Genomic DNA, 14,226 nt, shown 5'->3' with positions numbered 1-14,226 from the left:
CGGCTTCTTCGGAATGCACAGGCTCGACGGAAATTGCAGCGACTTGACCGTGACGAGGTAGCTCTTCACTTGCCGGTCGATCAGTGCCATTCACGCTCTCCAGCCGCTTCGACTCGCCGAAAGGCGTGTGCCACAAGTAGTTCGGGTCCTTCTGGGTCCATTCCAGCCCGCCCTTGGTGCCGTAAACGCGGACCATCAGGCCATTTTCATGGCCGGGCGCCACCTGGCTGCACCAGAGCATGCCCTTGGCCGGCTTCTCCGAACCCTTCGCCTTGAAGCGCAGCATGACATGCGCATTATCGTCCAGCCGGCGGCCGGGAACGAAGCTGTCGAGATCGGCGGCGAGGCTGTCGAGCTCCAGACCAGTGATGAAGGCGGCGAGATTATAGGCGTGCGTGCCGATATCGCCGGTCGAGCCGCCGACGCCGGATTGCGCCGGATCGGTGCGCCATGCGGTCTGTTTCTGGCCGGTTTGCTCGACCGCTTCCGTCAGCCAGTCCTGCGGATATTCGGCCTGGACGACGCGAATGTCGCCGAGTTCGCCATTCGCGATCATCTCGCGCGCCTGGCGAACCATCGGATAGCCCGTATAGTTAGCCGTGCCAAACCGATACGGAATGCACGCCGCTCTCACAGCTTAAACCATCGCAGATATGGAGGTGGAGGCTGGCCGAATGACCCTGACGATAGGCGGTGCGTGAATGCGCGAGAATCCCGCGCGTTGGCCCCAGAAGCCGCACCTAGTGGCGTATTCGTAACTCGATCCGGGTCACAATCATGTCTCCGCTTGTGGAAACTGTCTTGGCGTTGCAGCGGTCATGGCTGCAGGCATCACTGCCGATGCGCATATGTTCCTATTTTGTTCGGCATGTCAAGCGTCTGTATTCTGGCGCTTGCCGCGTGATCGGCAACCCGGCGGCCCTCAGGGCCGCCCGCCGACCGGCGTCCGTTCCAGCGTCGTTCACGCATGCCTGGGAAGTCTCCGGCGAGCAGCAGGGCGCGGGATCGGCGATGAGTGGCGCGCAGAGTTCCCCGTTCCCGCCGCAGCAGTCCCTCAGGGGAAACGGTGTCAGTGTGGGGAACCCTTCGTGGTCGGCCCGATAGATGATGGAACGTCACTGCCGCTCGCTCTTGAGGTGGCCGCGCGTTGCAGCGTGGCGATGTGCGGACCTGGTGTTCTGGGGAACGTCGAGCATCCGCGCCAGTTCGCCGGCCGGAACGCCTTCCGGCTCCGCTTTGCGGTCGTCTTCACGGGTGCGTTCGCCGATTCCGCTCCGGGATGATGCCTCACGAGCGCCATGGCGGACGACGGCCTTGCGGTGTGATCACCGAACGAGAAGGACGTCGCCCATCAGTGTTTTCACGGCAGGATTTAGTGATGGTCGTCTTCGCCCTCGTGCTCGTGTTTCAGCCACGAGCACAGCTCGGCAGGAAGGAGCTTCTCGTAGGCGTCGTCGCTCCCCACGAACTTCCCGAGATCCTTCGCACTTACGAAGCCGACGTTTGGAAACGCCGTCGCGGCGTCCCGCAGGAACCTGAAGTCCTCGTCGCCAATGCCGACCATCACGTAGTAGATCTGAGATTCTGCGTGTTCCGCCTCCGAGAGAACCCGCCACGCCGCGTCATGATCGGAATTGGCGCCATCGGTCAGGAAATAGTTGATTGCAGGCGTGCCCGACCGGGTTTCTTCGCCGAACGTCTCCCGTTTCTGCCCGAAGATCATTCCGAGCAACCCGCCGGCGTCGCGTTCCTCAAGCAGACCGTAGGCCATGAGGGGGTCGGTTCCGGCTGGGGGCGGAATGACACTCTAAGCCGTTTCTCCGTTAGGCCAGAGATATTCGCCGGTCAGTAATATGTGTGCCCAACCCAGTGGAGAGATATGCGCCAGAAGTTCGGGCGGCACATCAAGTCCTTCATTCCGGCGCTCTGCGATTGCATGGCCGAGATGGAGGGTGTTCCAGTAGATGATGATTGCGGTGAGCAGGTTGAGTCCGGCGATCCGGTAATGTTGGCCCTCGGTGGTTCGGTCACGGATTTCACCCTGGCGACCGATGCGCAGCGCATTCTTGAGAGCATGGTGGGCTTCACCCTTGTTGAGGCCGATCTGGGCACGCCGCTGCATGTCCGTGTCGAGGATCCACTCTATAATAAAGAGTGTCCGCTCCACGCGGCCAACCTCTCGCAGCGCAACCGCCAGATCGTTCTGGCGTGGATAGGAGGCAAGCTTGCGGAGCAACTGGCTCGGCTTGATCTTGCCGGAAGCCATGGTCGCGGCGCAGCGGAACAGGTCGGGCCAGTTCGCGATGATCAATTCCTCGCGGATCTTGCCGCCGACCAGTTTGCGCAAATCCTTGGGTGTCCCTGCGGGATTGAACACGTAAAGGCGCTTCGAAGGCAAATCGCGGATGCGCAGGACAAGGCGGTATCCGAGCATGCTGCTGGTCCCGAACAAGTGATCGGTAAAGCCGGCCGTATCGGCATATTGCTCTCCAACCTGACGACCAGCCTCATTCATCAGCAGGCCGTCAAGGATGTATGGGGCCTCGCTGACTGTCGCCGGAATGGTTTGTGATGCGAACGGCGCGAACTGATCGTTGACGTGAGTGTAAGCCTTGAGGCCGGGTTCGTTTCCATACTTGGCGTTGACCATGTTCATCGCCTCGCCCTGCCGGGCCGAAGGGAAGAACTGGCCATCGCTCGATGCGGTCGTTCCCAAGCCCCAGAACCGGGACATTGGCAGTTTTGCCTGCGCAGCCACCACGATCGCCAGCGCCTGGTCCATTGCGTCGCTTTCGACGTGCCACCGGGCAAGGCGCGATAGCTGCCAGTAATCATGCGTATTCGTGGCCTCCGCCATCTTCCGCAGTCCCAGATTCAGCCCTTCTGCGAGCAGCACATTGAGCAGGCCGACCTGGTCACCGCATGGAACCCCGGTTCTCAGATGAGTGAAGGCTTCGGTGAACCCGAGCGCAGCATCGACCTCCAACAAGATGTCGGTGATCCGAACTGGCGGCATCCGGTGATAGAGATCGAGTATCAATTCCTCGGCACTGTCCGGAACGTCAGCCGTCAGCCGGTCGATCCGCAGCGTTCCATCCTCGATACTGCCACGAGGGATGGTTCCGTCGCGCGCTGCTCGTGCAAGTCTCTTCAGGCCATCGGCGAGCCGAGCCTTTCGATCAGTCAGCCATACTTGCGGATCGAGGGGCACTGCTAGTCTTGTATTAGCTTGTGCCGCAATCATCGGCACCAACACCTGTTTGAGATCGCCATAGCGGCGCGAATGGTCGAGCCAGATGTCACCGGATCGGAAGGCATCCCGCAGGTGAAACAGGACCGCCACCTCCCGAAGGCGATTGTCGCCCTGGTCTTGTGCTCTCAAATGGCGGTGCCATTTCGAATTTGGCCGCAAGAAGCTGTCGGTCGCCGATGGTGACGCTTGCATTTCGCCGATGGCTTTTGCCGCCGTAATCAAGGGCTGGGCTACCGATGCTGCCTTGAACTTCAGGCACCGCAACATGCGCGGCGCGTAGCGGCGGAAGCGATGATATCCTTGTCCCACATGAGCCAATGGATCGTCCGCCAGCGTATTGCTGAGCTGGGCACCGGCCGCGACCAGTTGTTCGAGCCGACCCCATTCCGCCGATTTGGCGACCGCCATTTCCAGCGGCACACCATCATTGCGGGCTTCGAGCAGGGAAGTTCCGAGTGTGGTGAAGGCGTGTAGCGTATCGGTGACGGTTGCCTTGGAATCGGCAATCCGTTCTTCATGCAGCCGTTTCGCCTCGCGCCAGGTCTTTCCGACGATCCGGTCATGGGTCTCGACCACCGTATCGGCGATCGCCGCCTCCCATTCCACGGCGCAGACGGCAAGGATCGCCCAGCGCCGATCAGAGCTGATGTCCCGCAAGCCATCGGTAAAATAGCGCTCGCCCTGCCGACGCAGGCGTGCGACACGGTGCGGCGGGATACCGGCGAGAAGCTGCGGATCAAGAGTCAGGCCACGCAGCAACTCCAGCCTGTCGAGCAGTCGGTTCGCCGCTGCGGAATTGTTGCCGACCTCGAACTGGCGAAGCCAGATGAACCGGCTGACATTGGCATCGAGCACTTCAGTCAGCAACCCATCAAGCCGTTCGCGTGCGTTATTGTCGAGCTTTTCCGCGATCCGCGTCTCGATCCGCCGCTCGGCGGCGACCAGCGCGTCCGCACATAGTCGCTCGATCGTCGATACCGCTGGCAAGATCGTCAGAGTTTCACGACAACGTGCGACCAGGCGCTGAGCAAGATCTTCGTTCGAGCGGGCGTCTTCAGCCTGATGGAAAAGCCAGTCCCGCAGATCACGGGCACCACGACCCGCGAAGGTCTTATAGCCATAGATCTCGCGCAACCCCTCCATATGCTCCTGGCGGGTCTGCCGCCGGGCAGCATAGGTAAGAAGCGCATCGGCTGGGACGCCGAGCTGAGCCCCGATGAACGACAGGACATCAGGCGGGATCACCTCGCCCGGAGCCAGCGCGCGCCCTGGATATCGCAACGCGCAAAGCTGCAGGGCGAACCCAAGCCTGTTCTCCGGCCTGCGGCGTTCCTGGATGTGTCCAAGATCGTCGTCGCTCAGTGTGTAGTGCCGAAGCAGCGACAATTCATCGATTGGCAGATCGAAGAGTGCCGAGCGCTGTCGCTCGGTGAGAATATGTCGCCTTGGCATGCCGCAATTGTCCCTATTGAAGTATAGTCTGTTTTGGACAACAATGAGTCCATACAAATCAAGGCCTTCCGACACTAAAATCCACGAGGGTTCAATTGGGACAGCGCGCCGCAATTTATTGCCGTGTTTCGACTGCCGATCAGTCATGCGAACGACAGGAGCGTGACTTGGCTACATTCGCAGATCGTGCCGGCTACGACGTGGCAGCGGTTTTCAAGGAGACAGGCTCAGGCGCAAAGCTCGACCGTGCCGAACGACGCAAAGTCATGGCGCTGGCGCAAGCTCGGAAGATCGACGCGGTGCTTGTTACCGAACTTTCGCGCTGGGGCCGCTCCACGGTCGACCTGCTTAACACGTTGCGCGAGTTGGAGGGGTGGAAGGTGTCGGTGATCGCCATGAACGGAATGGCGTTTGATCTGTCCTCGCCACATGGCCGCATGCTGGCGACATTGCTCTCGGGCATTGCCGAGTTCGAGCGTGACCTCATCAGTGAGCGGGTTAAGTCCGGGCTCGCCGCTGCTAAGGCGCGAGGTAAAGTGCTCGGTCGTCAGACCGGAGAGCGTCCCAAGTCAGATCGGCTTGCGCCGAAGGTAATGGCTTTGATTGCTGAAGGCCGTAGCTATCGCTGGATCGCGCGCGATCTCAGCATCAGCAAAAATACCGTCGCTGACGTTGTTCAGCGCAACCGCATCGACGTTAAAACACCTGAGGAAGCATAGTCTGGAGAATGGAATGACCGACAAAGCACACCATGAAGTCGCCGCTCGCTGGAACCAAAACGCCGACCAATGGACCGATGACGTGCGCAACGGCTACGACGTGTATCGCGACTTGTTCACGTTTCCGGCTTTCGTGGAATTTCTGCCAGATATTACTGGCCTGGACGTTATCGATTTTGGATGCGGTGAAGGCACCAATACCCGACACTTCGCGAAAATGGGCGCTAAGGTGACGGGCATCGATATTTCGCAGGGCTTAATCGAGCATGCCCGGCAGGCGGAGATCGCAGACCCAGTCGGCGTAAAGTATAAAGTTGGGTCGTATAGTTCAGAAACCGGACTGCCTGCCTCTTCCTTTGATGCAGTCGTCTCAACTATGGCGTTAATGGACGGCCCTGATTTTCAAGGCGCTATGAATGAAGCCTACCGCCTGGTCCGTCCGGGCGGGTTCATCGCGTTCAGCGTCCTGCACCCGTGTTTCATTACGCCCGGCTTGCAATGGCAGAAAGATGAGCATGGTAAGACGACCGGTCTGTGTGTTGCTCGCTATTTCAGCAAAGAAGTTTTTACAGAGAACTGGAAGTTCGGAAATCGCCCCAAAGATGAGAATATCGTGCCATTCTCCGTTCCTCGCTTTCCAAGAACAATCGGAGACTATCTCAACGCAGTGGCGTTTGCCGGCTTTCGCTTAACGCGCATCGGAGAGCCTCAACCCACGGAGGACGCTTGTAAGATAGTGCCACGATTCAGCAGGTGGCGCGATCTCGGGGCTTTCCTGCTGCTGGTTATGGCAGAGCGTCCGAAATAAGGCTGTTGCTCCATTCTTATGCGACCATGCTTCCTTAGAGTGTCATTTCGCCCTCTACCGGAACCGACCCCTTCTTCACCACATGGTGCCTGGCCGGGACGGACATCCAGACGCTCGTTTCCGTTGAAGGCCATCGCTGGGCGATCGAAGACAGCTTCGAGACCGCCAAGAACGAGCTCGGACTCGATCACAATGAAACCCGGTCATGGCATGGCTGGCATCGCCACGTCTCCCTCGTCATGCTTGCCTTCGCCATGATGGCGGTGATCCGGTACCGCGCCAATGACGCGACGCCCCAAAAAAAAACCGCGGATGCCGACCATCAGGACTTGATCCGCTGGTCTATCCAGGAAGTCCGGCGCATCGCCATAAGACTCGCTCAGCGTCGCATAAGCCCCGCCTACGTCATCGCATGGTCATGCTGGAGGCGCGCCCATCAGGCGGCCGCTCGACGAGCTCACCTCAAAACTAAAATGCAACTGTAATGCTAGGGACTTGTGGCCGAGAATCGACCTTATGTCGTCCTCCAGCCGGAAAAACCGTTCGCGGAACTCCTGAAAACCGCCAATGACCGCGCCCGCCATCAGGCCAAGGACGATCGAAAGGGCAAGCACCATCGTCTTCTTCGGGCTGGATGGGGCCACGGGCACGCCGGCTTCGGAGATGATACGCGCCTTGGCAATGGGGAAGGAACGCTGCTGGGCTGCCTCCTCATAGCGGCCGAGATAGGATTCATAGAGTGTTTTGAGCGCCGTTGCGCGTTGTTCCAGTTCTCGTAACTGGACGAGAGACTGGTTGGCCTGCGAGTTGTTTCCAACGAGGCCTTCGATGCTTTTCCGCAGGGACGCTTCGCGGGATTTCGCAACCTCGAACTCGTTGCGGTAGTTGGCCGTCAATTGTTCCAATTCGCGATAGATCTGCCCGGAAAGCTCGGCTTTCTCTGCGCGCAGCGCGACAGCCTGGGGGTGGTCCGCGCTAAAATTCTGGACGATGACCTGTTCGCGCTTGCTGACAGCGAGATAACGTGTCCTCAGATCCTGGATGACGGAATTGTCGGTCTGACCCGACGAAATCGTTGCATTGTTGATGGCGTTTTCGGCGCCTTGTTCAAGGATGGACTTGAACTGGCTGTAACGCGCGGATGCACTGGCGCTATCCGCCTGCGCGACGATCAGCTGGCTGTTCAGGTCGGACAGCTGCTGTTCGGACATGAGTTCACCGCGTGTCGATGTCAGTCCGTTTGCCGCCTTGAATTTTTCCGCATCGAGTGCCGCCGCTTGCGCACGCTGGCGCAGATCCGTCAAGCGTTCCTGCAGCCAGACCGAGGCGCGCTCGGTCGCGTCGAAATTCGCGTTCAACTGGTCGCTGAGATAGGCGTTGGCATAGGCGCGGGTAATGCGGGCGGCAAGTTGCGGATCGGTGGATTTGAACGATACGGCAATCACCGAGCTTCTGGTCACGCGCTCCACCGTCAAGGCCTGCTGGATATAGGCTGCGGCCGTCTCTCGCTTGCCGTTTTTCAGGGCTGCCTCGGAAATTTCCGGACGACTGCTGAAAACGCCGATCAGCGATTTTGCCGCCGACTTCACCATCGACATCACAGATTGCGGCGGATTGAGAATCGTGTCGTTTTCGGCGAACTTCTCGCTGTCGGTTACGCGCAGTGCAAGTTCGCCCGACTTCAGGATTTCGACAGCGCTGGAGATCTGCGTGTCGGCCTGCTGCGCGCTCTGTGGCGATGCTGGCGTTTCCTCCGCATATTTCGACAGGTTGTCGTCAAGCAGGATCTGGGCCTGCGACGTATAGACCGGCGTAGCCGTGAGCAGATAGGCGCCACCCAGCGCGAAGCTGACGATCACGCAGACCGCCGCCATGCGCGATCGCCTCGCCAGAATCGCGGTCAGCCGATTGAGGTCGATAAAGGAGTCGGAATCATCGGCGCGGATCGATGAAACGGTGTTCAACGGAAGGGGTCTTTGATTCATGGGCCGCTCTGTCTCCGGGTCCTTTGGGAATGCTGGCAGTTTCGTTCCGACGCTGTCGGCGGGGCTGGGTACGGCATTGTCGTGTTCATTGTCTGGTGCCTTTACCGAAGATTCCGATTGCGCCCAGAGGCGCCATCATCCGCTGCAGTCGGACGGCGATCGGCATGCTCAGGTGGCGAACCGCCGCGGGATTTTTCCATGCGGTTCTGATCGCGCCCGCGACCGAGCGTGCCTTGAGTTGATCGACCAGGATAACGAAGGAACGAGCAATCTCGATGCTGCGGTGGCGGCGGTTCTGAGCCACCATTGACGCGGCATCCAGCCGGTTTTCCTTCAGGAAGCGGGCGTCTCCGGCGAGCATGGCGTCCACATGCTGGAGCTTGAGGACGCGGGAAATGGAACCGCTACGGATATGATAGGCGTACCCGGCCGTCGGCTCGATGACACAGCGGCCGCCCTTGGCGAGCGCGGATACCAGCAGCAGATAATCTTCACCGATCGGGAGATCTTCATCATATCGCAGGCCATGTTCCTCAAGAAACCGGCGCTCGAAGATCGGTTTCATGTAGCCGTAATTGTGTTCTGTCTGAAACAGGACGTTCGAATCGATAAAGGCTGCAAGACTCAATGTTCCCAGAGCCGCGAGATCCGTTTCGTCGAACATGCGCCGGGTGTCGCCCTCGAGTGAAATGACATCAAGGTTATCGACGGCGATCTGTGCCTGCGCTGCCTTCGTGCGCTATCATCCGCTCCGTGCGGTCCGGGGAGACGGCGTCGTCGGCGTCGAGAATGACGATCCAGTCCCCGCTTGCGGCGTTAAGACCGGCATTGCGCGCGCCACCGGGGCCACGGTTTTTTTCAAGACGGATAAGCCGGACACGCGGATCGGAATAGGCCGCCACAATTTCGGCCGTGCGGTCGGCTGAGCAATCGTCGACAACCACGACCTCAACGCTGATGCCGGTCTGCGACAACGCGCTATCGATGGCGCGTGCGATCGTGTCTTCTGCGTTGAAGGCTGCCAGAAGGAATGTTGCCTGCGGATGGCTGGGCATCACGATGACCTCACCTCCACTGCGCCATATTGTTCGATTTCGCGCACCCCGAGAAGGCCGACGACGACGCCGATATGCAGGCAGGCGCGCAGCGCATATCTGTTTCGCCGCACCGGTGAAAACAGGAAGAGGAGGGCTACCAAGGCACAAAAGCCGGATTTTGCCATGGCCAGGCCCAGTTGCTTTGCCTTGCGCATGGCCGTTGCCTGGTTGCCAATCAGGCGGCCATGTGTCTGTCCGAACCGGAACTTCCGTTTGGCGAGCCATGAAAAGGCTGCCCGCCCAGGCGGCACGGGTTCCTCGACCCAGGCTCCGGCGGCATAGGCGATCTTGCCGCCAACCTTGTGCATGTGCGTGAAGAATTCGGTATCTTCGCCGCCGCTGCGGCCAAGCGCCAGATTGAAGCGACGGCCGGCAAGCGAGGGAGTGTCGAGGCGCAGCAACACGTTGCACGTATATCCCGTGATGATCTCTCCCGCGACCCAGACAGGAAACGTCGAATGGAAATCACCGCGCTTCATCCAGCGCGGCGCATCCGGGCGATAAGTGGCTTTCACCGGTCCCAGCACAGCGTCGGCCGTCGTCGCCTGCGCCGTTCTCAGGAGATTTTCGATCCAGCCGGGGCTGGCCGTCTCGTCGTCGTCGATGAAGGCAAGAAAATCCCCCCTGGCATTTTCGAGGCAGGCATTGCGCGCAATCGAGATGTTGGACGAGGGGCAATGGACATAGGCGATCTCGTACGGGAGCGATACCCTCAGGCCATCCACCGTTGCCGCGGCACTGGGTGCGCTGTCATTGTCGGCAACGATGATCCGCAAGTCGACATTCGCCGGGACATCAAGCATGGCCAGCGAATGCAGGGTTTTTTCCAGCTCCGGTCGCCGATAGGTGCACACGCCAATATCGATGCGGATGTGACCGTCTTTGCTGCTCAGGCCGGCTCTCATGGCGTCACCCGGCGATTTCGGATATCGAGCAGTTCTCGCCAGAAACCGGCAGACCAGGCGAAATGCATGAGCATCGCCGAGACAGCGGCCAGCGGGCCATAGGGGTTCTTCTGCCCAAGCGCCATCCAGACGCCATATCCAAGGCACGCAAACGCCCAGAGGCCGACAGGGATGGCGGCGGCCCAACTGATGATCGCAAGCAGTGCGCCGGCGGCGATCGGAGCGACCGCCAAAGGCAGCAACTGCCGCAGGCTCGGCATCGAGCGATGCTTCATGAAATTCTTCGCCCGGCCGCGGCCATAACTGAAATATTGCCGGAACAGGGCGCCGGGCGTGCTGCGCGGATAATAGATCATGCTCGTCTTGTCCGTCATCCAGATGCGGTAGCCGGCCTTGTTCAGGCGATAGTCGAACTCGGCATCCTCGTTGTGACTGAACATCTCGTCGTAGCCGCCGATCGCCCGGAAGGCCGAGATGCGAATGAGCGCATGATGACCGTGATCGGCCCAATGACCGACGGAACCCGTGCGATGTTTTGATCCGCCATTACCGAGCGAGCTTTGCAATCAGGGCCTCGATGTGCCTCGCCTCGTTGAGGCAGGGTATGACGATAAGGCAGCGGTCATGCTTCAAATCATTGGCGCTCATAGCAATCCACCCTTGTTGCGCTGTGTCTGGTGAAGGTCCTGCAGGAGGGGACCGGTAGGTGCAGCCTGCGTGCGCAGTTCCGACAGCCGCGTGACAAGCGCTCGGGCGTCCCCCCTGTCGAAGGTCCAGTGTCTCGGGTCCGTTGCCGCGACCCGGTCGAATTCCGAGAGGTAGCGCTCGGCCGTCATGGTCGACAGGAGTGTGGCAAGCGTCGCAGCATCGGCATGATCGAGGACGAGGCCGAGGCCTCTGGCGCCAGTGTAGCGCGCCGTTTCCGTTCCGCGCATCGCGATCGGGACCGTGCCGTAGCGGCATCCCTCATAAAGCCGGTTCGGCAGGAGCCAGCTGGAATTCAGGCCCTCCTCGAAGAAATCGATCGCCCAGGAAAACTGCACTTCGTTATAAATATCCGCGAGATCCTCCGGATTTCGATACGGCCCCTGATACGTCATGAAGGGCTCGTTCCTGACGAAGCCGTCGAAGTCTTCAAATTCCGAATAGGCAGGACGTCCCCGAAGAACAGCCTCGAACATTCCGTTCATGGCCCGGCTGAAATCGGCCAGCAGATAGAGCGATTTCCGGCAGCGCAAGGCGCCGAACCAGCCGATCTTGAAGGGCTTGCCGGAGAGCGGGGGACGAGCGGCGGGCAGGCTTGCGGCGCGATCATCGTCGAGCGCAACGACCTGATTTTCCAGAAGCAATATCGGGGCTTCGAGGCGCGATAGCGGGCGGAAATAGTTCTCGATGAACGCGGGTGAACTCGTGATGAGGAGGCTTATTTTGCGCCCGAGAGCGTGCTCGGCACCACGCAGAATGCGACCGACGGCATCCTGACGCAGCAGCAGGCGGTGAATGTCGAGGCATTCGTAGACGATTGGCACCTTGCCCCCGAAAACCGCATTGGCCCTGTTGGCAAGGGCCAGCATTTCCAGATTGCGTGCGATGATGACGTCCGGTTTTGCGGCACCTCTGAGCTTTGCACCCAAGCGCATTGCGCTCTTCGCCACGGCAGCGATCCGCTGGACAAATCGGCCGTCCCGAGTGACACCAAGTTCTATCGCGCGCGTGTCCTCGGGCGCGGCTGCGCCCCGGCGGAAACCGGCAAGAGTCACATCGGCGCCCCCCGCTTCCAGCACCAGCGTTCTTCGCCGGATTGCCGGGTCCGTCAGATCATGGGCAAGGTACAGAACTTTCAGCATACAAACATTCCGTTCTCCGTGCTCGGCTTGGAGCGATCGTCTTCCTGACTGTGTGGTAGACGCCGCCAGGACTCAGTTCAGCGTGCAGGTGATGGACTCAGGAAACGTGCATTTGTCGCCGGGTGCGGTGAAGGCGATGCGATCGATCTGCATCGTCGCCGGGCCCCTGTAGTCAAATTTTCCCATCCAGCCGCTCAAGGTGTCCGTGCCCCAGAGGCTGAAAAAGATCTTTTGCGCATTGACGGGAATCTTGGCGGCGTCCGTCACATCCTGGACGAGGGTGCCATTGAGATAATACCGCAGGCGACCCTGTTCCCAGACAAAGGCATAGTCGTTGAAACCGGCATTCGCGCCGCCGGCAACATCGACCAGTTTTTCATTGCCACCCTTGGCGGAAATATACTGGTTCACCTGAACCTTGCCGGAATCCTTGCCAAGCACCTCGAAATCGATCTCGTCATGGGGCTTCTTGTCGGTCGGCCCGATATAGGTAAAAAAGGCGGAATTCAGCCCGGAGCCTTCGGCCGTCCTGATCCTTGCCTCATAGGTGCCGAAGCCGAAGCGTTTGCGGGTCTGGATCTCGCCGCAGACATAGCTTCGCTTGCCGGCCTTGCGTTGTTCGAACGTCAATTCCAGCACGCCGTTTTCAACGGCAACCTGCTTTTTCGACCAGGTGCAATTCTGGTGCGCGCCATTGTCCCAGCCGTCCGAGACGTACCAGACCTGCGGGTCGATGCGGTCGAAGTTCTCCACAAACGATGTTCCGGATTTTGTGGCATCCGCGAATGCAGGCGTCGACAGAGCGGCCGAAAGAAACGTTGCGCTCACAAGGCGCGTAAAGGTCGTGGTCATCGGATAACCTCTTTCTTTGCAGGGTAGGGGCCTTGCCAGTCGTTCTCCGGAAGGCCGAGCGACGGGGACACTGCCGGTGCCGGTGCTTGGGTCGATTTGCCGGCACGGCTGCCCGTCAGCACGGCGTGGAGCCGTGGCGTTAGGACCCGCGTTGCGTTGTGGGTCAGGATCAGAATGGCAAGGGCAAGGATCGGTGCCGAAAAATAAAAGAGCGGATAGAAATCGGCATTTCCCGTGCGGTTCCAGATCATCCAGAAGAGGATCAGCAACGGATAATGAGCGCAGAAAATCCAGAAGCTCAGGCCTTCCAGCTTCGACAGGCGCATACCGAGACGTGAGCGGATCAGCAGCAGGGAGATCGCCCATGAACCGATGATGCCGCAAAGCGCCACGAGGCTGCGCAGGATGTCCACCCAGACGGGGTAATCGGGACCGGTCCAGTAAAGGACGGTTGCCAGCATGACCGCAGCGGCGAGAAACAGGCCCGCAATCCGGCCGGCGAACGGGTCGAGAGTTCGAATGTCAACCTTGTGAAGGCTCACATAAATCCCGCAACTGAAGCCGAACAGGATGGATTTCTTCAGGAAGATGCCGTTTGGAACGGGAAAGACGACATAGATGAAGAAGAGCGCCAGGGTCGCCAGCGGAAATCGGCTGATCATGGCGGCAAGAAGCGGTGCCAGCAGGATGCACAGCAAGAGGTCGCGCAGGAAATAGAGGGGAATGTTGATCGGTGCCGCTTCCAGGGCGGTTGCCAGCGTCGCCAACTCGCGCGGCGTCGCATTGATCGCATCCGGCAGATAGCCGAAGCCGATACCGCTTCGCTGGGCAACCAGCACCAGAATGAGAAAGGCCAGGTTCCAGATCAGGAATGGCAGAAGAACCGTGCGCGCCTTGGAGCGGAGGGTTTTTCCGTAGTCGAAGGCCCCGAGTCCGCGGCGAAACAGCAGATAGCCGGATATGGCACTGAGGCACGGGACCCCGACGCGAAAAAGGCTGTCACCCAGAAAAACGCGGATCCAGTCGATGAAACCGTTGTCACCCGTAAACGGGCTTGTCAGTGGATCGTGGGGAACGTGTACGAAGACGATACCCGAGATGAGCAAGATGCGCATCAGATTGATCCGCGCCGATGTGTTAGCGTCGATAATCAAAGACGACATCCTCTGTTTGGGCTGCTGTCTCCCCCAAGAGCAGCCGGTTCAACCAGAGCAGATTTTGGCCTGCGATCTCGAAGATAGAGCAGACCGGCCGGAAAAATATGGCGACGCAGCAAAAAAATGAGCGATTTGCTGCAATGCACGCAGA

11 protein-coding genes and 5 pseudogenes are annotated in these 14,226 nt (G+C 59.7%); 4 read left to right on the top strand and 12 right to left on the bottom strand.

Going from position 1 to position 14,226, the window contains the following annotated elements; all coding sequences use genetic code 11:
* Positions 1-67: 67 nt before the first annotated feature.
* The 4 genes and pseudogenes from LPU83_RS59655 to LPU83_RS59640 form a co-directional block, all read right to left on the bottom strand.
* Positions 68-601 (bottom strand): annotated as a pseudogene (locus LPU83_RS59655) (Gfo/Idh/MocA family protein); the annotation flags it as partial.
* Between the two features lie 376 nt (positions 602-977).
* Positions 978-1,196 (bottom strand): annotated as a pseudogene (locus LPU83_RS74350) (transcriptional regulator); the annotation flags it as partial.
* A 176-nt stretch (positions 1,197-1,372) separates the two neighbouring features.
* Entirely contained in the window at positions 1,373-1,771 is a 399-nt protein-coding gene (locus LPU83_RS59645; protein ID WP_024318867.1) for a VWA domain-containing protein, read from the bottom strand.
* A gap of 36 nt (positions 1,772-1,807) precedes the next feature.
* On the bottom strand, positions 1,808-4,705 hold the full coding sequence (locus LPU83_RS59640; RefSeq protein ID WP_024318592.1) for a Tn3 family transposase: 2,898 nt from the start codon (positions 4,703-4,705) through the stop codon (positions 1,808-1,810).
* A gap of 95 nt (positions 4,706-4,800) precedes the next feature.
* On the opposite strand from LPU83_RS59640, the gene LPU83_RS59635 reads away from it, so the two are divergent.
* From LPU83_RS59635 to LPU83_RS59625, 3 genes and pseudogenes are all read left to right on the top strand, one after another.
* On the top strand, positions 4,801-5,424 hold the full coding sequence (locus LPU83_RS59635; protein ID WP_024318593.1) for a recombinase family protein: 624 nt from the start codon (positions 4,801-4,803) through the stop codon (positions 5,422-5,424).
* A gap of 13 nt (positions 5,425-5,437) precedes the next feature.
* The gene (locus LPU83_RS59630; protein WP_015241701.1) at positions 5,438-6,232 is read left to right on the top strand and encodes a class I SAM-dependent methyltransferase; all 795 of its coding nucleotides are present in this window, start codon (positions 5,438-5,440) and stop codon (positions 6,230-6,232) included.
* A 53-nt stretch (positions 6,233-6,285) separates the two neighbouring features.
* A pseudogene (locus LPU83_RS59625) lies at positions 6,286-6,565 on the top strand (IS701 family transposase); the annotation flags it as partial.
* 155 nt (positions 6,566-6,720) lie between these two features.
* On the opposite strand, the pseudogene LPU83_RS59620 reads toward LPU83_RS59625, so the two are convergent.
* The 8 genes and pseudogenes from LPU83_RS59620 to LPU83_RS59595 form a co-directional block, all read right to left on the bottom strand.
* Positions 6,721-8,217 (bottom strand): annotated as a pseudogene (locus LPU83_RS59620) (Wzz/FepE/Etk N-terminal domain-containing protein); the annotation flags it as partial.
* 85 nt (positions 8,218-8,302) lie between these two features.
* Positions 8,303-8,881, bottom strand: coding sequence for a hypothetical protein (locus LPU83_RS75415; RefSeq protein ID WP_051166776.1), 579 nt, complete (start codon positions 8,879-8,881; stop codon positions 8,303-8,305).
* 37 nt (positions 8,882-8,918) lie between these two features.
* Entirely contained in the window at positions 8,919-9,272 is a 354-nt protein-coding gene (locus tag LPU83_RS75410; protein WP_051166777.1) for a glycosyltransferase family 2 protein, read from the bottom strand.
* Positions 9,272-10,219 (bottom strand): glycosyltransferase family 2 protein, encoded by a 948-nt coding sequence (locus tag LPU83_RS59610; RefSeq protein WP_029710534.1) that lies wholly within the window; start codon positions 10,217-10,219, stop codon positions 9,272-9,274. The genes LPU83_RS75410 and LPU83_RS59610 overlap by 1 nt, the downstream gene beginning before the upstream one ends.
* Positions 10,216-10,779, bottom strand: a pseudogene (locus LPU83_RS74345) (glycosyltransferase family 2 protein); the annotation flags it as partial. The gene LPU83_RS59610 and the pseudogene LPU83_RS74345, both read right to left, overlap by 4 nt.
* Positions 10,780-10,863: 84 nt before the next feature.
* Positions 10,864-12,066 (bottom strand): glycosyltransferase family protein, encoded by a 1,203-nt coding sequence (locus LPU83_RS74340; RefSeq protein ID WP_024318832.1) that lies wholly within the window; start codon positions 12,064-12,066, stop codon positions 10,864-10,866.
* A gap of 72 nt (positions 12,067-12,138) precedes the next feature.
* Positions 12,139-12,918: an endo-1,3-1,4-beta-glycanase ExoK gene (gene exoK, locus LPU83_RS59600; RefSeq protein ID WP_024318833.1), complete on the bottom strand. Its 780-nt coding sequence runs from the start codon at positions 12,916-12,918 to the stop codon at positions 12,139-12,141.
* Positions 12,915-14,033, bottom strand: coding sequence for an acyltransferase family protein (locus LPU83_RS59595; RefSeq protein ID WP_374046227.1), 1,119 nt, complete (start codon positions 14,031-14,033; stop codon positions 12,915-12,917). The genes exoK and LPU83_RS59595 overlap by 4 nt, the downstream gene beginning before the upstream one ends.
* Between LPU83_RS59595 and LPU83_RS72840 the strand changes: the two genes are divergently transcribed.
* A complete protein-coding gene (locus LPU83_RS72840) occupies positions 14,017-14,202 on the top strand; it encodes a hypothetical protein (RefSeq protein ID WP_162392086.1) in 186 nt (61 codons plus the stop codon). The genes LPU83_RS59595 and LPU83_RS72840 overlap by 17 nt on opposite strands.
* The last annotated feature ends 24 nt before the right edge of the window (positions 14,203-14,226 follow it).

Origin of the sequence: Rhizobium favelukesii (assembly GCF_000577275.2) — a bacterium.
Lineage (GTDB): Bacteria > Pseudomonadota > Alphaproteobacteria > Rhizobiales > Rhizobiaceae > Rhizobium > Rhizobium favelukesii.
Note: the sequence above shows the minus strand (reverse complement) of the source record. Positions and strands in the feature narration are given on the sequence as shown.

Excerpts from the sequence above, each read along its gene's own strand:
- LPU83_RS75415 (WP_051166776.1), bottom strand. The coding sequence starts at position 8,881 with ATGTTCGACGAAACGGATCTCGCGGCTCTGGGAACATTGAGTCTTGCA.
- exoK (WP_024318833.1), bottom strand. The coding sequence starts at position 12,918 with ATGACCACGACCTTTACGCGCCTTGTGAGCGCAACGTTTCTTTCGGCC.
- LPU83_RS75410 (WP_051166777.1), bottom strand. The coding sequence starts at position 9,272 with ATGCCCAGCCATCCGCAGGCAACATTCCTTCTGGCAGCCTTCAACGCA.
- LPU83_RS59595 (WP_374046227.1), bottom strand. The coding sequence starts at position 14,033 with ATGCGCATCTTGCTCATCTCGGGTATCGTCTTCGTACACGTTCCCCAC.
- LPU83_RS59645 (WP_024318867.1), bottom strand. The coding sequence starts at position 1,771 with ATGGCCTACGGTCTGCTTGAGGAACGCGACGCCGGCGGGTTGCTCGGA.
- LPU83_RS59630 (WP_015241701.1), top strand. The coding sequence starts at position 5,438 with ATGACCGACAAAGCACACCATGAAGTCGCCGCTCGCTGGAACCAAAAC.
- LPU83_RS72840 (WP_162392086.1), top strand. The coding sequence starts at position 14,017 with ATGAGCAAGATGCGCATCAGATTGATCCGCGCCGATGTGTTAGCGTCG.
- LPU83_RS59640 (WP_024318592.1), bottom strand. The coding sequence starts at position 4,705 with ATGCCAAGGCGACATATTCTCACCGAGCGACAGCGCTCGGCACTCTTC.
- LPU83_RS59610 (WP_029710534.1), bottom strand. The coding sequence starts at position 10,219 with ATGAGAGCCGGCCTGAGCAGCAAAGACGGTCACATCCGCATCGATATT.
- LPU83_RS74340 (WP_024318832.1), bottom strand. The coding sequence starts at position 12,066 with ATGCTGAAAGTTCTGTACCTTGCCCATGATCTGACGGACCCGGCAATC.